We start from the raw sequence: 17,167 nt of genomic DNA, 5'->3' as shown, positions 1-17,167 counted from the left end.
CTCACATTGGCAGGGCGGTCCCCGTGCCCGCCCTGCCCCACGGACCCCGTACCAACAAAAAACCTTCCCCGTGGGGAAGGTTTCAATGGGTCGTCCTGCCATCGATCCGGACCGGCGACGTCTTGGCCCGACCTTCCCCGCGGGGAAGGTTTTCAGTCGAGTTGATCCAGGAAGCTCTGTACCGCCTGCTCCAACTTGCGCCGGTCCACCGCCGAGAAGTCACGCGCCATGCGGATCTCGACCCGCCCATTGGCGGCCGTGCATTTGGCACGGCCATGGGGCCGGGTCATCTGGAAGGTCGTCTTGGCCTTGGTGCCCTGCGCCGCAGGCGCGCGCGGCGCGGTGACGGGCCGCGCCACCGTGCCCCCGTCCCCACCGGCAAAGCGGCGCAGCACAGCCAGTTCCTCGACGATGGAGCGGTTCTCCCATGTCTTCAGCTCGGCGCGGATCGCCCCCGGCGTGCCCTCCATCTCGTCAAAGCGCGCGGCCAGCTGCACCCCCAGCGCCCGCGGGATCTCGGCCGCGAACTGCAGGTCCTCGCCCAGCTCGCGCATCACCCGGATGAAGCTCCGGATATAGCTGCGCTTGGAGTAGCTGGCCGAGCGGAACAGCTCGGCCACGGCCTTGTTCGGATCCATCTCGGAGGTCCCGGGATCGGCGGCGTAGTTCAGGGCCAGCTGAGCCATCTCGGCAAAGGAGATGTCCTTGCGCACGAGGTTCTCATCCACCATCCGGCGATAGAGCGCCTCCAACGCGTCGCCGGTGGCCACGATCCCCGCCGGGATCGCGCCCCAGCGCTCGGCATCGCCGGTCTCGTCCAGCAGCGCGCGATAGGCCTGCACCCGGCGGAAGCCCTGTATCAGCTCGAACCGGCCATCCTCGCGCGGCTCGACCCGGATCGGGTTCGACAGACCCAGATCCCGGATCGAGGCGATCAGTTCCGGCAGGGTCTCATCCGCGCCGGGCAGACGGTCGCGCACCAGCTTGTAGGTCTCGATCTGGTCGAGCGGGATCCGGTCGACGACCAGACCGGCCTTCTTGAGGCGCACGAACTCATGGGCCAGCGCGTCATTCTCGGCCCGGATCTCTGCCTCGAGCGCGGCGCGGTCCCGGGCACTGTCCGAGGATTCCGCGATGGCCGAGGCCATGGGCCCCCGGCGCGCGGGTGCGCTCGGTTCGGAAACCTTCCCCGCGGGGAAGGTCGGCTCCGCTGCGGGGGCCTCTTCGGGCATGTCGATGTCGAACATCCGGCGCTTCTTGCTCATGACCTATCCTCCAGGTTCTCCCAGGCTGCCAGCATATGGCCGCGAAACTCCGTATAGGCGGCGTCGAAGGTCGCCCGGGCCCGGCGCCATGTGCCCCGGGTCATCTCGCGGTAATCGATCTCGTACACCGATGAGAGGAAGCGCCCGGATTGTTCCACTGCGCGGGTCATCTCGATCGGGCTCTCGGCGACCCGGTCGCCAAACACCTTGCGGAAGGCGTCGAACATGGCCCGGTGCAGTTCGTTCCCGGGCTCGTAGCGGGTCATCAGGAAGCGGATATCCTGAAACACTTTCGGAAGGGTGACCTGACCGTGCGCAAAGCTGTCGGCGCCATGGGCGAGATCCTCCAGCGCTTCGGCGAGCTGGCCGATGAAGGAGGTCGTGCTGTCATATTCCCAGTAGCCCGGGCCCGAGGGGATATAGAGCATGTCGGCGGCGAAGACCGCGTTCATGGACTGGTAGCCGATGGCGGGCGGGCAGTCGAAGAGGATCATGTCATAGCTGTCATCGGGGATCTGATCGAGGAAGCGCGAGACGGCGGCGAAGAAGGACCATTCGGGGTTCAGATGGCGGTACTGGGCCGAGGCGAACTCCACGAAGGCGGCATTGGCGCAGGAGGGGATGATGTCGATGGTCGGCCAGGCCGTGGGCTGGATGAAGTCGCCCATGCGCAGGGCGTCGAGGCCCAGATCGCGGATCGCGGCCGGGATCTGGCGCTGGGGCAGGGCGGTCCCGCTCTCGGCCCCGGCGACGCTGGCATTCATTCGGTCGGTTTCATGGATCAGGTCGCGGGCCATGATGCCCCAGACCGTGTGATCCTCGACCACGTCGCTCAGCCCCATGGAGTGGCTGAGGGTCGCCTGAGGGTCGAAATCCACCGCCAGCACCCGGTATCCGTCCAGCGCGGCGGCATGGGCGAAGTGGAGCGCCACGGTGGACTTGCCCGCGCCGCCCTTGAAGTTGGCGATGGCCACGCGGATCGCCCGCTTGTTCGCCGGGCGCGGGGGCAGGAGGGTTTTGCGGTTGATCTTCATCCGGCGGCGCAGCTCGTTGATCTCGGCGAGGCTGAACCAGCGCTGGCGGCCATCCTCCTCGACTTCCCCGGAGGGAAGGTTCGGATCTGCGGCGAGACGGCCCCGGAAGGTGGATTGGTTGACCTTGAAGATGAGCTCCGAGACCTCCCAGCTGGAAAACCGGCGCAGGGTCTTGGTGTTCTCGGGCGAGAAGGTTTGCCGTCGGATCCAGCTCTGCATCTTCAGTGATTGCGCCTGGAGCCGGGCGAGATCCTCATGGGTATACATGGTGCGATACTCCGCGGACGTAGATTTTTGGCTTTTCCTCTTTTACGCCGAATTTGCAGAAGAGCAAAACACTTCCTACGCTGCTCTCAGGTTTTGGCGCCGATCCGGGTTTTGCGAGGCGAAACAGGGGACTCGGTGCGAATCGGGGGCAGGGGGCCGCGGACCGAGGCTCTTGATCGCGGGACCAGATTTAGGGGGACATGGCGCGTGGCTCCCCCGCCTATTGGGGGACATATGGGCCCGATTGGGGGACAGACAGTATGTCCCCCAATACCATTGATACCGATATTCTCTCTCAGATTGAGGAAGGGGTGGCGCGGTGCAGGACAAATCGGTTGACAGAATCGAAGTTGCGGACGCAAATAAGCCAAGCTGACGGAAAAGCGTTGAGATAAGCGGACCGCAGCCCCCGAGAGGCGTGAGCAGTCTTCGTCTCAGCATAGCAACGCCACCCCAAAGGAGGGTGCGATGTCCCTGAAGGCTCCGGTCGGGCGCGCGGCGTCGGCCAGGAAATATGATCTGCTGTCTGCGATGATGGCGTTCGGTTTGTCGGCGGGCAAGCATGAACGCCTTTTGGTCATGCGACTGATGGCGTTGATTACCACGCGCTACAATTGGCAGCGGGACGAGCTGGCCGTGGGGCAACGGGAGATTGCCCGGCTCTGGTGTGTGGATGAACGCACCGTGAAACGCGAGATGGCCAAGCTGCGCGCGCGGGACTGGGTCGTGGTGAAACGGCACGGGGCCCGAGGCCGGGTGACGGTGCATGGGCTTGACCTCGCGCAGATCCTGCGGGACACGCGCCCGGCTTGGCCCCATATCGGTCCGGATTTCGAGGCCCGGATGAGCGAGGGGACAGCCCCGGTGGCTCAGAGCAATGTCGTCCCCCTCCATGGTCTGCCGGAGATCACCGCGGGCGGAGAGGTCTGGCCCGCGATCCAAACCCAGCTGCGCGAGAGCCATCCCGCGCTCTTTGCGGCTTGGTTCAGCAAGCTTGACGAGGTGGAACGGACGGGGGACTGCCTTACGCTTGCGGCGGCCTCGCCCTTTGTCGCGACGACCGTGGCGCGCGATTATGGGGAACACCTGTTGCGTGCTGCCCAGAGCGTGGACCGCGCCATTCGCCGGGTGGAGATTGCCCGGAGCTGAGCGAGACGGGCGAAAACAGGCTCTGCACAAGGGGCTTTGCGACACTTGGCGGACTGCGCCGCGCGGCGAATTCTTGGTAAACTCAACCCGTCAGTTTTCGATGTGCGGAGGAGTTTCCATGAGACGTTTTTCGACAATTTCACTCGGTCTGGCCTGTGCAGGGCTCTGCATGGCGAGCGCGCCCGCGCTGGCGGCGACCACCCTGACCGTGACCTTCTCGTCCCTTTATAACGAGGTGGCAGACCAATGTGTCTCCAGCGGGACGGAAGGCGGGATCGCCTATCAGAATCCGGGGACCTGCGCGGCTGCGGATCACGCGGTTCTGGGCGGCGGCAAGACCGATTTCCCGGGGCTCGTGCTTGAGGCCACGGGGCCGGTGGCCTCATTTGACCTGCTGGCGATCGAGATCATCAATTCCTTTCCCGAGGTTCTGGGCGTGCCCAGGACGGTTCTGCCGAGCGGCGTCGATCCGACCACGACGGCGGGATACGCCTATGTCTGGGACAACAACCTGTGGAGTCCGGTGGCGGTCGACAATCTCCATATGCGCGGGCTGCGAGAGGGCGCGGTGGTGGCGGAGGCGTCCTATTTCATTCCCGATACCTGTTTGCCCGGCCTCGGTGGCTGTCCGTCCGTGACGTTGCCCAATGGCGACGGGCCGATTGCCGGCGTGTTCGAAGAGATCGACCGGCTGGAAATCGCGGTTGTGCCCGGTTTTGGCCCTGCGACGGAGTTCGGGATCCTTGGGGATGACACCTATTGGTACACCTGCCTTGGACCTTGCGGCCGGCTTGTGCTCGACAATGTGGCGTTGCGGATTACGCCCGTGAATGGCGGCGGGCCGGTAGATCCCGGGCCGACCCCGATCCCGCTGCCGGCAGGCGGTTGGTTGATCCTCGCCGGGTTGGGCGCTCTGCGCGCGGTGGGTCGATCCCGGGAGTGATCCGCAGACTTATTCTGGGGCTAAACCGGGTGCTGTGGCCGTCGGGAACTGCACGAAACAGGCTCTAACAGGGCGTTTAGGCGCGTTTGGTGTGAGGGCTGGGCATGGTCCTCTACGGGCACTGGCCGTTGCGCCCCGTGCGCTTTGGTCAGCGGCGCGTGCCCCAGCGGGTGACAAGGGCCCGGGTCACGGCCAGCCCCACCAGCAGGCAGAGGCCGAGCTTGGTCAAAAGCTCCATCGTGCCGTCGATCAGCAGGGCATGGGCGATGGTGCCGCCCGCGATTAGCGCGGCGAGGGCGAGATGCGCGCGCCGCCAGAGCCGGGGATGCAGGTGCAGCCGCCGCCAAGTGACGGCGAGCAGGGCGTTGGCAAAGATCCCCCACATGGCGAGCACCCCCCAGATCGAGAAGGGCGTCGGCGAGGTGAAGGTCAGCGCGTCGATGACATCGGGAGGTGAGGTGATCCAGAGCCCGACCACATGCAGGATCACCGCCGCCACGAGGCTCGCTCCGGTCCAGCCATGGATCCGCCGGGCATGGGGCGCGCTCAGCCCGGGCAGCAGCCCCAGCGCCAGCAGCGGTTGCACCAGCAGCAGGCCGAGCCCGATCACCCCGGCGAAGCCCGCCGCGATATAGACCGGCTCGCGCCAGGCGAGCAGCGGGCTGAGGGCGGCTGCGCCGAGGGGCAGGGCGAGGGCGAGCCCCAGCCCGCCCCAGATCAGCGCCGCGCGCATGGGGGCTCAGGCAGGGGTGAGGACGAAATGCGCCTCGAGCGTGGTGGCGTCCCGGCGCGACATGACCGGGCGCAGGAAGACGGTTTTGAACTCGGGGCTGTCATAGGCGAGATGGCCGTGGGGCTGGCCGAAGGCGGGGACGATTTGCGGCATCTCGAGGCGGAAGACCCCGTTGGCATCGGTCAGGGTGGCGCCGTGGCTGTGCCAGTCGCGTTCGTGTCCCTCGGTGGTATGGGCCCAGATCTGGATCCGTTGGCCTTCGAGCGGGGCGCCATCGCCGGCGCGGCGGACCGTGCCGGTCATCCAGAAGCCGCCGCCGCCGATCCGGTCGACGATGGGGGCGCCGGGGCGGTAATTGTTGGATCCCCCGCGCATGGAGCGGGTGGGGGCAAGGCCGCTGGCCCGGGCCGGGCTGCGCAGACCGGTGGTGCTCGTGGCGAGGGTCGCGCCGGCGGCGGCGATGAGGGTGCGGCGGGTGAAGGGGGTGTGGGTCATGGCGGGTCTCCTGTCGCGGCTGCGGGTCGGGGGCCTGTGTTTGTGCAATGGTAGCCTGTTTCGCGTCGAAGGCCAAAGGGTTGGGACGGCGGATCGGCAGGCGGGTGCCCACATCTTCGTGAGGGCGAGGCAGGGGGTGGCATGGCGCGCGCGTTGCGCGCGCGGACGCGCCGGTGGCATCGAGGGGCCTGCGCCCCCGCGGGGTTTGCGCGGGTGGCCCGGGCGCCCAGCGGGTCCGCGCCCCTGCATGCAGGGGCGCCTGGTATGCCCGTGGTCAGGCGGTGCCTGCCGCCTGTGCGGTGGCCTCGGCGGCGCGGGTGATGGCGGTGAGCGTCCTGGACAGGTCGAGATCGCTCAGGGCGAGGCAGGGATACATCTTGCCGGGGGACTTGAAGACACCATTCTCGCGCAGCACCCGATTATAGGTGACGTTCCGGTTCGGATCCCCGTGGCGCGCGGAGCGGTAATCGAGCGGCTCGGCCTCGGTGAAGAGCACATCGAACAGGGTCGGATCCCCGCAAATCCGGTGCGCCAGCCCGACGGCCTGCAGGGCGGTGCTCTGCATCTCCTGCAAGCAGGTGCCGAGGGCGCGCAGCCGGTCATACTGACCGGGTCGGCGCAGCACCTCCATGGTCTTCAGCCCCGCCGCGGCGGCCACCGGGTTGCCCGAGAGCGTGCCCAGCTGCATCAGCCAGTTCTCGGCTCCCACGGCCTCCTTGTCGAAATGGGACATCACCTCGGCCGAGCCGCCGAGGGCTGCAAGCGGGAAGCCGCCGCCGATGATCTTGCCCAGGGTGCAGATATCGGGCGTCACCCCGTAGCGGCCCTGCGCGCCGCCATAGGCCAGGCGGAAGCCGGTGACGATCTCGTCGAAGATCAGCAGCACCCCGTGGCGGTCGCAGAGCGCCCTGAGCCCGCGCAGGAAATCCGGCCGGGGCGGGATGATGCGTTGCAGGGGTTCGACAATGATCGCGGCGATATCGCCGTGCTCGTCCATCAGCGAGGCCACCGCCTCGAGGTCGTTGAACGGCGCGATCAGCATCTCTTCGGCGACCGAGACGGGGATGCCCGCGCTGTCGGGCACGGCCTGGGGGAAGTTGACCTCGCGGGCGGGGGCGAGGCTCATCTGTGCTTCGGCGGACATGCCGTGATAGCCGCCTTCGAATTTCAGGATCTTGCTGCGTCCGGTATAGGCACGCGCGAGGCGCAGGGCGTACATGTCCGCCTCACCGCCGGAGGTCACGAAGCGCACCTGCTCGCAGCAGGGCACCGCGTTGCAGATCGCATCGGCCAGTTCGATCCCGCGGGCGTTGTTGGCAAAGAAGGTCATGCCCCGGGGGAGCTGTTCGAGCACGGCCTCCATCACCTCCGGATGGCCATGGCCGAGCAGCATCGGTCCCGAGCCGATTAGGTAATCCACGTAGTCGCGGCCATCCTCGTCCCAGACCCGGGCCCCGTCGCCCCGGGCGATCACGATGCCCGGGTCGAAATTGCCAAACCCGGCGGCGGGCAGAACCTCGCGCGCGCGGGCAATCCAGTCGGCTTGGGAATGGGTGCGGTGCATGGGATCACTCCAGGATGAGGTCGGGGGCGCCGAGCAGGTCGGGATCGGGGGCAAGGCCGAGGCCCGGCCCCTCGGGCGGCGCGATGCGCCCGGCGGCCCGCGCGGGCCCTGCCGGGGCGAGGCGCGGGGCCACATAGCCCGAGAGGTCGCAGACATTGAGCAGCCGCGCCGGGTCGGTCGCCGCGGCCAGATGCAGGGCGGCGGCCATGGCGATGTCGCTGCCCCAGGTGTCCTCGATGCACATGACCGGGCCGAGATGCAGGCAGAGATCCCGCGCCCGGCGCAGGGCCGAAAGCCCGCCGAATTTCGACAGTTTCAGGGCCACGGCGTCCAGAAGGCCAAGCTGATGCGCCGCCAGAAGAGACCCGGTATCCCAGGCCAGCTCGTCGAGCTTCATGGGCAGGCCGGTGCCATCCCGGACCCGGGCGCATTCGTCGAGGGTTTCGCAAGGCTGTTCGAGCATCACGTCGAGATCGGCCACCGCCCGCCCGACCCGGGTCGCGCTCAGGCTGGTGGTGCCGCAATTCCAATCCCCATAGAGCACCGGGCCCGGCCCGATGGCGGCACGCACGGCGCGCAGGCGGGCAACATCCTCGGCCCAGTCGCCCCCGGCGCCGAGCTTGGCCTGAAACTGGGTGATCCCTTGGGCCTGCGCTTCCTGGGCGATCCGAGCCATCTCGTCCGGATCGGTGCAGGTGATGGAGTGATAGAGCGGCAGGTCCGCCTGCTGCCGCCCGCCGAGCAGGGCGTAAAGCGGCAGCCCCGCCGCCTGCCCCGTGAGGTCCCAGAAGGCGATGTCCAGCGCCGAACGGGCATAGAGATGCCCGGGCAGCCAGCGTGCCACCTGCGCGGTCAGGGCCTCGGCCCCCAGCGGGTCGGCGCCGATCAAAACGGGCGCAAGCTCGGCCAGCGCGGGCCCGACGCCGCGCGCATAGGCGGGCAGGTAATGGGGGATCGGACAGACCTCGCCCCAACCCGTACGGCCGTCATCCGTGTCAACGCCGAGCACCACGGTCTCCACGGTCGCACAGCTTTTACCCGCCGCCATGTAATAGGTTTCATGGGAGGTGAGCGGCACATGCCAGAGGCGGATCCGGGTGATCTTCATCGCGGGACGGGGCAGGGCAGGGCCACGCGGCCTTTTGCGAGACGGGCGGCGGGACGGACGCGGCGGCAAAGGCGTTGCATCGGGCGGCTTGGGGGCCATCCCTCGGGGCCAAACCGCAGTCGGAGGTGGGCATGGGGGAGGGTGCGCCCACCCGGTGTGTACCCGTGCGCCCGAACTGGTCCGGGGGCAGCCGGGGCGAGGAACAGGCGCGGGGCGCTCATTCGGCGGCCTCCAGCGCGGCATCCGTGCGGGGCAGGCGGCTGTCGGGGTCATAGGCGGGCGCATCCAGCACCCGCGCGGCGCGGGGCGTGCCGTGGATCACCACCTCAAGCGCGGTGCCCGGCGCGGCGGCCTCGGGGGTGAGATAGGCGAAGGCGAGGATCTTGCCCACAGTCGGACCATAGGCGACCGAGGCCGTGGCGCCCACCACGCGGCCATCCCGCAGCACCGCCTCACCGCCATGGCCGTCGATCTGGCCATCTGGATCGATCTCCAGATAGGCGCAGCGCCAGCGGACGGTGTCGCGGTTCAGGGTCTTGTCGCGCCCGAGATAGTCCTTGTCCGTCCGGGCAAAGCGCAGCACATCCGTCTCGGCCAGGGTCACTTCGTTGGTCAGCTCGCCCGCGCCCTTGAAGCCCTTTTCCATGCGCATGGCGTTCATGGCAAAGCTGCCGTAATCGGCGATGCCATGGGGTGTTCCGGCCTGCCACAGAGCCTCATAGACCTGTAAAAGAGCCGCTTTTGGCATGTGCAGCTCCCATCCCAGCTCGCCCGCATAGGACATGCGCAGGGCCCAGAGCCGCTGGCCCGCCACCGCGATCTGCTGGGCCGAGAGCCAGCGGAAGGACGCATTGTCGAGCGGCGCATCGGTGCAGGCGGCGAGCACGTCGCGCGCCCGGGGGCCGTTCAGCGCCAGCGCGCCCCAGTCTTCGGACCGGGAGGTGATCGTCACCTCCGCCCCGTCGCGATGCTGGTCCAGATGGTCGATCAGGCGTTGCTCGAAAAACGCGGCGCAGACGAGGTAGAATCGATCCTCTGCAAGGCGGACGAGGGTGGTTTCGAGCTCGATGGTCCCGGCGCGGTTGAGCATATGGGTCAGGGTGATCGAGCCTGTTTTCCGGGGCATGCGGTTGGCGGTCAGCCGATCGAGCAGGGCCTCTGCATCGGGGCCCGCGACCTCCAGTTTGGTGAAGGCGGTGACATCCATGATCCCGACGCGCTCGCGCACGGCGCGGACCTCTTCGGCGATGATCTCGTCCACCTGAGTGCGGCGGAAGCTGTAGTGATCCACGGCGGGCACGTCGCCGCGCGCGAACCAGCGGGGGCGCTCAAACCCGTAGACCTCCTCATGGACGGCGCCCTTGGCGGCGAGGGTTGCGTGCAGGGGGGAGGGTTTGACGGGCCGTCCGGCGAGACGGTTGAAATGGGGAAAGGGGATCTCGTGGCGCAGGCAGTAATCCTCGCGCGCCTTGATCACCTGCCACTCTGGGGTGGCGTAAGGGCCGAAGCGGCGCGGGTCATAGTCCCGCATGGAGATCCCGGCGGCCCCATGGACCATCCAGCGCGCCAGTTCGCGGGTCAGGCCCGGCCCCCAGCCGATGCCGATCTGGGTGCCGCAGCAGCACCAGTAGTTGCGCACCCCCGGGGCCGGACCGATCAGCGGGTTGCCATCGGGCGGGTGGCTGATCGCGCCATGGACATCGCGGGTGATCCCAAGCTCGGCAAAGATCGGCATCCGGTTCAGGCTTTCCTCGAGATAGGGCATGACCCGGTCGTAATCGGCCTCAAACAGCCAGTTTTCATACTCCCACGGGCAGTGATCGTGCCAGACGGAGTTCGGGTTCTCCTTCTCGTAGATCCCGATCAGGCCCTTGTTCTGCTCCATCCGGATATAGCCCGAGACCTTCTTGTCATCGCGGATCACCGGCAGTTCGCGGTCGAGATCGCGGAACTGGGGCACCTCGTCGGTGACGAAATAGTGGTGGGTCATGGAGGTCATGGGCAGTTGCAGCCCGGACCATGCGCCCATCTGGCGGGCATAGGTGCCGCCCGCATTGACCACATGCTCGCAGCGGATCGTGCCGCGGGGCGTCTCGACCAGCCACGATCCGTCCCGGTCCTGGGTGATGTTCGTGGCCCGGCATTGGCGGATGATCCGGACGCCCTTGGCGCGCGCGCCGGCGGCCATGGCCATGGTGACATTGGTCGGGTCCACATGGCCGTCATCGGGGGTGTGCAGCGCGCCGCGCACCCCGTCGAGATTGTAGAACGGGTGCAGCGCGGCCACGCGATCCGGGCCGACAAGCTCGATATTGAACCCCAGCGCGCGCCCGACCGAAAGCGTGTGGCGCAGCCAGTCCATCTCGTCCTCGGTATAGGCCAGCCGGAACGATCCGCAGCCATGCCATGTCACGGCCTGACCGGTTTCAGCCTCCAGCGCGCCGGAATAGAGCCCGATATTGTAATCCACGCAGGTGCCGAGGCTGAAACTGCTGGTGGAGTGGGTGATCTGCCCCGCCGCGTGCCATGTGGAGCCCGAGGTCAGCTCGGCCTTTTCCAAGAGCACGGTCTCGGCGCCCCAGCCCTCATGTCCAAGGTGGTAGGCGAGGCCGACGCCCATGACGCCCCCTCCGACGATGACCACGCGGGCCTGGGTGGGAAAGACCTGTGTGGGGAATGCGGTCTCACTCATGGTCGCGTCCTTTTTCCGGCGCTCTGGCGAATTTCCTCGACAGGGCTAGAGAACATATGTACCAGAGTCAATCATGAATGGGACAGATGTATCATCCAGCGTGCTGGACCGCCTTTCCGCCGAATGGGACGCCCTGACGCCCGAAGCGCAGAAGGCCGCACGCTACGTGCTCGAGAACCCCGCCGATGTCGGGGTCTCGACCGTGCGCGAGATCGCCGAGGCGGCGAAGGTGAAACCGAACACCGTGGTGCGCATGGCGCGGCAGGTGGGATTCGAGGGCTACGAGGATTTCCGCGCCCCGTTCCGCGATGCAATCCGGCAGGGGGCGGTCAGCTTCCCGGACCGGGCGCGCTGGCTGCAGGAGATCCGCAAATCCGGGGATCTGGGCGGGCTCTATGCGGATATGGTCGAGGGGACGATGCGCAACCTCGAAGAGACCTTTGCCGGGATCCGGGCCGAGGATCTGAACCGCGCCGCCGAAGAGATTTGGAACTCGCGGCAGGTCTTCACCCTCGGGGTAGGCGTGAACAATGCCAATGCGCGCAACTTCACCTATCTCGCCTCCACGGGGATGACCGATTTCCACGCCATCCCGCGCCCGGGCTCGACCGCGGTCGATGATCTGGCCTGGGCCAATGGGCGCGATGTGCTGATCGCCATGACCTGCCGCCCTTACCGGACCGAGGTGATCGAGGCCGTGCGCATCGCCAAGGATCAGGGCGTGCGGGTCATCGCCCTGTCGGACAGCCCCGCCAGCCCGATCATCCGCGCCGCCGATCACGGCTTCGTGGTGGCGGCGGACACGCCGCAGTTTTTCCCGTCCTCGGTCTCGACCATCGCTCTGCTCGAAACCCTGCTGAGCTTCGTGATTGCCGTGGCCAGCGACGAGATCGTGGACCGGGTCGACCAGTTCCACCGCCGCCGCCACGAGCTGGGCATCTATGACGGGGAGGGGCCCGCATGACGCACGGCCCGGGGCCGACACGCTCGCTGGAGGCGCGGTATTACACGGATCCAGCCGTGTTCGAGCAGGAAAAGACCGGGGTTCTGGCCCGCACATGGCAGTTTGCGGGCCATGCCAGCCAGCTCGAGGCGGTCGGGGATTACTTCACCTTCGAGATGGCCGATGAGAGCCTGTTCTGCATCAAGGGGCGGGATGGGCAGATCCGGACCTTCTACAATGTCTGTCAGCATCGCGCGCATCAGCTGGTGCAGGGCGCGGGCCGCACGCGGGTGGTGGTCTGCCCCTATCACGCCTGGACCTATGAGCTGACCGGGGCCCTGCGCGCCGCGCCGAACGCGAAATCCGTGCCCGGCTTCGACGCCAGCAAGATCTGCCTGACCGAGATCCGCACGGAGGTCTTTCTTGGTTTCATCTTCGTCAATCTCGACCCCGAGGCCGCGCCCATGGAGGACTGGTTCCCCGGCGCGCGGGCCGAGCTGGAGGCGTTCATCCCCCATTGGGCGACCCTCAAGCCGCTGGAATGGGTCGAGATCCCGGAGAACTGCAACTGGAAGGTCTCGGTTGAGAATTACTCGGAATGCTACCATTGCAGCCTGAACCACCCGACCTTTGCCACCGGTGTGATCAAGCCCGAGACCTATGATATCCAGCCCCAGGGCCATTGCCTGCGCCACAGGACGGAATGCACCTCGCTCGACCAGCTGAGCTACGATATCGCGAGCGGCCACCCCAACCATGACAAGTATTCGAGCTGGTTCCTCTGGCCGATGTTCTCGTTTCAGGTCTATCCGGGGAACCTTTTGAACACCTATCACTGGCGGGCGCTGGGGCCGGAGCGGGTGGTGGTCTGGCGCGGCTGGTACTCGGTCGAGGGGCGCGATGATGAAACCGTGCGGCGCATGGCCCAGCAGGACCGCGCCACCACGGTCGAAGAGGATATCCATCTGGTCGAGAGCGTGCAGCGCGGGCTGAAATCCCGCGGCTATGTGCCGGGGCCGCTGGTGGTTGACCCGGCCTCGGGGGTCAATTCCGAGCATTCGATCCTGCATCTGCAACGCTGGATGCGGGAGGCGGTGGATGGCTGATCCCCAATTGGCGCCGCTCTGGGACAACTTCATCGACGGGCGCTGGTTGCCGGGCGGGGCAGGCCGGATCGTGGTCAGCGATCCGGCCACCGGTGCGCCTCTCGCCGAGCAGGCGCTGGCCGATGCGGGGGATGTGGACCGCGCGGTGCAGGCCGCGCGCCGGGTCCATCTGTCCCGCGCGCTCAGCGATCTGCGCCCGATCGCGCGCGGGCGCATGGTGCAGGCCATGGGCCGCTTCCTGCTCGCCCATCGCGACGAGATCGCCCGGGTTCTGACCCTCGAGCAGGGCAAACCCCTGTGGGAGGCCCGGATCGAGGTCGAGAGCGCGGCGCTCTATTTCGAGTATTACGGCAATCAGGCCAGCACGGTGGAGGGCCGCTCGGTCCCCCTCGGGGGCGGCTATTGCGACTGGACCGAGATGGAGCCTTACGGCGTCTCCGCCCAGATCATCCCGTGGAACTACCCGCTCGAGATGGCGGCACGCTCGCTCTCGGCGGCGCTGGCCACGGGCAATGCCTGCGTGGTCAAGACACCCGAGCTGACCCCGCTCTGCGCCACCTATCTCGCCCGCGCCGCCGAGGATGCGGGCCTGCCCCCCGGGGCGGTGAACATCCTTTGCGGGCGCGGGGCCGAGGCGGGGGCCGCGCTGGCGGCGCATCCTCAGGTCAACCAGATCGTCTTCACCGGCTCCGTGCCCACGGGCATCGCCATCGCCCGCGCGGCGGCAGAGAACGTGGTGCCCTGCGTGCTGGAGCTGGGCGGGAAATCCGCCGCCATCGTCCACGCGGATCACGACCTCGCGGCGTTCGAGACCGATCTGCGCTGGGGCATCTATTTCAATGCCGGGCAGGTCTGTTCCGCCATGAGCCGGGTGATCGTCCATGAAAGCCGCGCCGACGAGCTGATCGCGCGGGCCGAGGCGGTGGCGCAGTCGCTGTCCACCGGGCCGGGGATCGACCGGGCGGAGGCGGGGCCGAGCATGGGGGCCATGGTGTCCGAGCCTCAGCGCGACCGCGCCGTGGCCATGGTCGAAACCGCCCAGTCCGAAGGCGCGCGGGTTGTCACGGGCGGGCGGCCCCTGAACCGGCCGGGGGCCTTCATGGCGCCAACGGTGCTGGCGGATGTCCGCCCGGAGATGGAGATCGCGCAATCCGAGGTGTTCGGCCCGGTCCTGTCGGTGCTGACCTTCCGCGACGAGGCCGAGGCGCTGGAGATCGCCAATGGCACTGAATACGGGCTGGTGGCGGGGGTGTTTACCCGCGATCTCGACCGGGCCACGCGCGCCGCGCGCCAGCTGCGCGCCGGGCAGGTCTTTGTCAATGAATGGTATGCGGGCGGGGTCGAGACCCCCTTTGGCGGCGTAGGCAAATCCGGCTATGGCCGGGAAAAGGGCCGCGAGGCCTTGTGGAACTACGTCCAGACCAAGAATATCGCGATCAAGCGGGGCTGACCCCGCACCGCCCCTTTTCCCCAGATCCTCCGGAGACAGCATGGACGAAGACCTCTTCCTCAAGGGCCTCGAGCAGCGCAAGGCCACCCTTGGCGCGGCCTATGTCGAGAAAAACCTCGCCGCCGCCGATGACTTCACCCGCCCGTTTCAGGAGGCAATGACCGCCTGGTGCTGGGGCTTTGGCTGGGGCGACGAGGTGATCGACGCCAAGACGCGTTCGATGATGAACCTGTCGATGATCGGCGCGCTCGGCAAGATGACCGAATGGGAGATCCACTGCCGCGGCGCGCGCACCAATGGCGTCAGCCAGGACGAGATCCGCGCGATCATCCACGTGATCGGGATCTATTGCGGCGTGCCGCAGGCGCTGGAATGCTTCCGCGTGGCCCGCAAGGTGCTCGAAGAAGAGGCCGACGCGGCCCCCTGAGGTCCTTGCCCCCGGCCCCGGCACCCGCAAGACTGGGCATGACCACGCAGAGTTTGGGGTGCAGGATGAAATACGTGATCGCGATGCTGGCCTGTCTGGCGGCGCCGTTGCCGGCGCTGGCCGATGAGGTTCCGGCCGAAACCGTTGCCGAGATGGGCGAGATGCTGGACGCCTGCTGGCAGGATGAGACCTGCGCGCCGGACGGGGCGCTCAATTTCTGCGGCGAGGCGATCAATGCCGGGGGCTCGCCCAATGCCTGGGCCTTCTGTCAGCAGGTGGTCTATGAGTGGTGGGATGCCAAGCTGAACGCCACCTATCAGGCGCGCATGACCCAGCAGGAGGCGTATGACGCCGACCAGGACGGCACGCCCTATCAGGACGCCCTACGCGACATGCAGCGGGCCTGGATCCCGTTCCGCGATACCGCCTGTGAATTCGCCGCCCGGGGTCAGCCCGGAGGCTCTGGCGCGATCACCGACCATATGGAGTGCCTGATCCAGATGACGATCACGCAGCTCCAGTTCATCGACAGGCCCCTGACCTGCCTGATGGACCCCGCGCTCTGCACCACGCCGCACGAGATCCGGTTCTAGGGGCGCGCGCGCCCTTAGTGATTGAGGATCTTGGACAGGAAATCCTGTGCCCGCATGCTCTCGGGATTGCCAAAGAACGCTTCGGTGGCGCGATCCTCGACGATGGCGCCTTCATCCATGAAGACCACCCGGTCGGCCACCTTGCGGGCAAAGCCCATCTCATGGGTGACGACCATCATGGTCATGCCGTCCTGCGCAAGCTCGACCATCACGTCGAGCACCTCGTTGATCATCTCGGGATCGAGGGCTGAGGTCGGCTCGTCAAAGAGCATGGCAATCGGGTCCATGGCTAGCGCCCGGCTGATCGCGACGCGCTGCTGCTGACCGCCCGAAAGCTGGCCGGGGAACTTCTCGATATGCTCCTTGAGGCCGACGCGGTCGATCAGGGTCTCGGCCTTGGCATTGGCCTCGTCCGAGGACCGGCCCAGCACTTTCTCTTGCCCCAGACACAGGTTCGCGCGCACGGACATATGGGGGTAGAGCTCGAAATGCTGGAACACCATCCCGATGCGCGAGCGCAGTTTGGTCAGGTTGGTGCGCTTGGCGGTCACGTCGGTCTCTTCGACGCGGATCGTGCCCTTTTGCACCGGCTCCAGCCCGTTGACGCATTTGATCAGGGTGGATTTGCCGGACCCGGAGGGCCCGCAGACCACCACCACCTCGCCCGTGTCGACCTTGGTGGTGCAGTCGGTCAGGACCTGAAAATCCCCATACCATTTCGAGACGTTATCAATGGTAATCATGCGGTTTTGGCCTTTTGAAGCCGCCGGACGAACATGGACCCGGCGAAGCAGATAATGAAATAGACGATGGCGGCGAAGATATACATCTCGACCAGGCGCCCTTCGGTGCGGGCCACGATGGACGAGACGGTCATGAAGTCCCGCAGGGAGACGACGAAGACGAGGCTGGTGTCCTGAAACAGGATGATGCCTTGCGTGACGAGGATCGGGATCATGTTGCGGAAGGCCTGCGGCAGGACCACGTAGCGCTGGATCTGCCAGTAGTTCAGCCCGGTGGCCTGACCCGCATGGACCTGCCCCTGTTTCACCGACTGGATGCCCGCGCGGATAATCTCCGAGTAATAGGCGGCCTCGAACATCACGAAGGCAATGAGCGCCGAGTAGAACCCGCCAATGGGCCGCCCGATGGCCAGCGGCACCAGAAAGTAGAACCAGAAGATCACGAGGATCAGCGGCACGGACCGGATCAGGTTCACATATGTGGCCGCGAAGAGAGACAGCGGCAAAAACCCCGACAGGCGCATCAGCGCGAGCCCCGTGCCCAGCACGATCCCCCCGATGATCGCGAGGAAGGTCAGCCAGAGCGAGAGCTGCAACCCCTGCCAGAGAAACGGCAGGTTGTTCCAGATGACGGCATAATCAAAATCACCCATGG

16 protein-coding genes are annotated in these 17,167 nt (G+C 66.9%); 7 read left to right on the top strand and 9 right to left on the bottom strand.

What is annotated here, in order from left to right; translation table 11 throughout:
• Window positions 1–152 precede the first annotated feature (152 nt).
• Together ACP15I_RS21805 and ACP15I_RS21800 are read right to left on the bottom strand one after the other, a co-directional pair.
• The gene (locus ACP15I_RS21805) at window positions 153–1,265 is read right to left on the bottom strand and encodes a ParB/RepB/Spo0J family partition protein (RefSeq protein WP_424976671.1); all 1,113 of its coding nucleotides are present in this window, start codon (window positions 1,263–1,265) and stop codon (window positions 153–155) included.
• Window positions 1,262–2,566 carry an AAA family ATPase gene (locus ACP15I_RS21800; protein ID WP_424976670.1) on the bottom strand — a complete coding sequence of 435 codons (1,305 nt, stop codon included), beginning with the start codon at window positions 2,564–2,566 and terminating at the stop codon, window positions 1,262–1,264. Before ACP15I_RS21800 ends, ACP15I_RS21805 begins: the two co-directional genes overlap by 4 nt.
• 468 nt (window positions 2,567–3,034) lie before the next feature.
• Between ACP15I_RS21800 and ACP15I_RS21795 the strand changes: the two genes are divergently transcribed.
• Window positions 3,035–3,715: a DnaA N-terminal domain-containing protein gene (locus ACP15I_RS21795; RefSeq protein WP_424976669.1), complete on the top strand. Its 681-nt coding sequence runs from the start codon at window positions 3,035–3,037 to the stop codon at window positions 3,713–3,715.
• Between the two features lie 118 nt (window positions 3,716–3,833).
• Complete coding sequence (locus ACP15I_RS21790) at window positions 3,834–4,658, top strand: VPLPA-CTERM sorting domain-containing protein (RefSeq protein WP_424976668.1); 825 nt, start codon at window positions 3,834–3,836, stop codon at window positions 4,656–4,658.
• A 148-nt stretch (window positions 4,659–4,806) separates the two neighbouring features.
• On the opposite strand, the gene ACP15I_RS21785 is transcribed toward ACP15I_RS21790, so the two are convergent.
• The 5 genes from ACP15I_RS21785 to ACP15I_RS21765 form a co-directional block, all read right to left on the bottom strand.
• The gene (locus tag ACP15I_RS21785) at window positions 4,807–5,391 is read right to left on the bottom strand and encodes a ferric reductase-like transmembrane domain-containing protein (protein WP_424976667.1); all 585 of its coding nucleotides are present in this window, start codon (window positions 5,389–5,391) and stop codon (window positions 4,807–4,809) included.
• 6 nt (window positions 5,392–5,397) lie between these two features.
• Entirely contained in the window at window positions 5,398–5,886 is a 489-nt protein-coding gene (locus ACP15I_RS21780; protein ID WP_424968836.1) for a twin-arginine translocation pathway signal, read from the bottom strand.
• A gap of 274 nt (window positions 5,887–6,160) precedes the next feature.
• Entirely contained in the window at window positions 6,161–7,450 is a 1,290-nt protein-coding gene (locus ACP15I_RS21775; protein WP_424968837.1) for an aspartate aminotransferase family protein, read from the bottom strand.
• A gap of 4 nt (window positions 7,451–7,454) precedes the next feature.
• Window positions 7,455–8,558: a mandelate racemase/muconate lactonizing enzyme family protein gene (locus tag ACP15I_RS21770; protein ID WP_424968838.1), complete on the bottom strand. Its 1,104-nt coding sequence runs from the start codon at window positions 8,556–8,558 to the stop codon at window positions 7,455–7,457.
• 217 nt (window positions 8,559–8,775) lie between these two features.
• Window positions 8,776–11,250, bottom strand: coding sequence for an FAD-dependent oxidoreductase (locus ACP15I_RS21765; RefSeq protein ID WP_424976666.1), 2,475 nt, complete (start codon window positions 11,248–11,250; stop codon window positions 8,776–8,778).
• A 73-nt stretch (window positions 11,251–11,323) separates the two neighbouring features.
• On the opposite strand from ACP15I_RS21765, the gene ACP15I_RS21760 reads away from it, so the two are divergent.
• The 5 genes from ACP15I_RS21760 (at window position 11,324) to ACP15I_RS21740 (ending at window position 15,769) form a co-directional block, all read left to right on the top strand.
• Window positions 11,324–12,214, top strand: coding sequence for a MurR/RpiR family transcriptional regulator (locus ACP15I_RS21760; RefSeq protein ID WP_424976665.1), 891 nt, complete (start codon window positions 11,324–11,326; stop codon window positions 12,212–12,214).
• Window positions 12,211–13,299, top strand: a complete 1,089-nt coding sequence (locus ACP15I_RS21755; RefSeq protein ID WP_424976664.1) for an aromatic ring-hydroxylating oxygenase subunit alpha — start codon at window positions 12,211–12,213, stop codon at window positions 13,297–13,299. The genes ACP15I_RS21760 and ACP15I_RS21755 overlap by 4 nt, the downstream gene beginning before the upstream one ends.
• Window positions 13,292–14,749 carry an aldehyde dehydrogenase family protein gene (locus ACP15I_RS21750; protein WP_424976663.1) on the top strand — a complete coding sequence of 486 codons (1,458 nt, stop codon included), beginning with the start codon at window positions 13,292–13,294 and terminating at the stop codon, window positions 14,747–14,749. The genes ACP15I_RS21755 and ACP15I_RS21750 overlap by 8 nt, the downstream gene beginning before the upstream one ends.
• 40 nt (window positions 14,750–14,789) lie before the next feature.
• Window positions 14,790–15,176: a carboxymuconolactone decarboxylase family protein gene (locus tag ACP15I_RS21745; protein ID WP_424968843.1), complete on the top strand. Its 387-nt coding sequence runs from the start codon at window positions 14,790–14,792 to the stop codon at window positions 15,174–15,176.
• Window positions 15,177–15,241: 65 nt separating this feature from the next.
• Window positions 15,242–15,769, top strand: a complete 528-nt coding sequence (locus ACP15I_RS21740) for a lysozyme inhibitor LprI family protein (protein WP_424976662.1) — start codon at window positions 15,242–15,244, stop codon at window positions 15,767–15,769.
• A gap of 14 nt (window positions 15,770–15,783) precedes the next feature.
• On the opposite strand, the gene ACP15I_RS21735 is transcribed toward ACP15I_RS21740, so the two are convergent.
• A complete protein-coding gene (locus ACP15I_RS21735; RefSeq protein WP_424976661.1) occupies window positions 15,784–16,512 on the bottom strand; it encodes an amino acid ABC transporter ATP-binding protein in 729 nt (242 codons plus the stop codon).
• Complete coding sequence (locus tag ACP15I_RS21730; RefSeq protein ID WP_424968846.1) at window positions 16,509–17,165, bottom strand: amino acid ABC transporter permease; 657 nt, start codon at window positions 17,163–17,165, stop codon at window positions 16,509–16,511. Before ACP15I_RS21730 ends, ACP15I_RS21735 begins: the two co-directional genes overlap by 4 nt.
• Window positions 17,166–17,167: the final 2 nt, after the last annotated feature.

It is taken from the genome of Dinoroseobacter sp. S124A (assembly GCF_049801015.1).
Taxonomy (GTDB): Bacteria; Pseudomonadota; Alphaproteobacteria; order Rhodobacterales; family Rhodobacteraceae; genus Dinoroseobacter.
Note: the sequence above shows the minus strand (reverse complement) of the source record. Positions and strands in the feature narration are given on the sequence as shown.

Bases quoted from the DNA above. Each gene is read 5' to 3' on its own strand.
- ACP15I_RS21750 (WP_424976663.1), top strand. From the start codon at position 13,292: ATGGCTGATCCCCAATTGGCGCCGCTCTGGGACAACTTCATCGACGGG.
- ACP15I_RS21755 (WP_424976664.1), top strand. From the start codon at position 12,211: ATGACGCACGGCCCGGGGCCGACACGCTCGCTGGAGGCGCGGTATTAC.
- ACP15I_RS21780 (WP_424968836.1), bottom strand. From the start codon at position 5,886: ATGACCCACACCCCCTTCACCCGCCGCACCCTCATCGCCGCCGCCGGC.
- ACP15I_RS21770 (WP_424968838.1), bottom strand. From the start codon at position 8,558: ATGAAGATCACCCGGATCCGCCTCTGGCATGTGCCGCTCACCTCCCAT.
- ACP15I_RS21740 (WP_424976662.1), top strand. From the start codon at position 15,242: ATGAAATACGTGATCGCGATGCTGGCCTGTCTGGCGGCGCCGTTGCCG.
- ACP15I_RS21735 (WP_424976661.1), bottom strand. From the start codon at position 16,512: ATGATTACCATTGATAACGTCTCGAAATGGTATGGGGATTTTCAGGTC.
- ACP15I_RS21785 (WP_424976667.1), bottom strand. From the start codon at position 5,391: ATGCGCGCGGCGCTGATCTGGGGCGGGCTGGGGCTCGCCCTCGCCCTG.
- ACP15I_RS21745 (WP_424968843.1), top strand. From the start codon at position 14,790: ATGGACGAAGACCTCTTCCTCAAGGGCCTCGAGCAGCGCAAGGCCACC.
- ACP15I_RS21760 (WP_424976665.1), top strand. From the start codon at position 11,324: ATGAATGGGACAGATGTATCATCCAGCGTGCTGGACCGCCTTTCCGCC.
- ACP15I_RS21805 (WP_424976671.1), bottom strand. From the start codon at position 1,265: ATGAGCAAGAAGCGCCGGATGTTCGACATCGACATGCCCGAAGAGGCC.
- ACP15I_RS21775 (WP_424968837.1), bottom strand. From the start codon at position 7,450: ATGCACCGCACCCATTCCCAAGCCGACTGGATTGCCCGCGCGCGCGAG.
- ACP15I_RS21730 (WP_424968846.1), bottom strand. From the start codon at position 17,165: ATGGGTGATTTTGATTATGCCGTCATCTGGAACAACCTGCCGTTTCTC.
- ACP15I_RS21765 (WP_424976666.1), bottom strand. From the start codon at position 11,250: ATGAGTGAGACCGCATTCCCCACACAGGTCTTTCCCACCCAGGCCCGC.
- ACP15I_RS21800 (WP_424976670.1), bottom strand. From the start codon at position 2,566: ATGTATACCCATGAGGATCTCGCCCGGCTCCAGGCGCAATCACTGAAG.
- ACP15I_RS21795 (WP_424976669.1), top strand. From the start codon at position 3,035: ATGTCCCTGAAGGCTCCGGTCGGGCGCGCGGCGTCGGCCAGGAAATAT.
- ACP15I_RS21790 (WP_424976668.1), top strand. From the start codon at position 3,834: ATGAGACGTTTTTCGACAATTTCACTCGGTCTGGCCTGTGCAGGGCTC.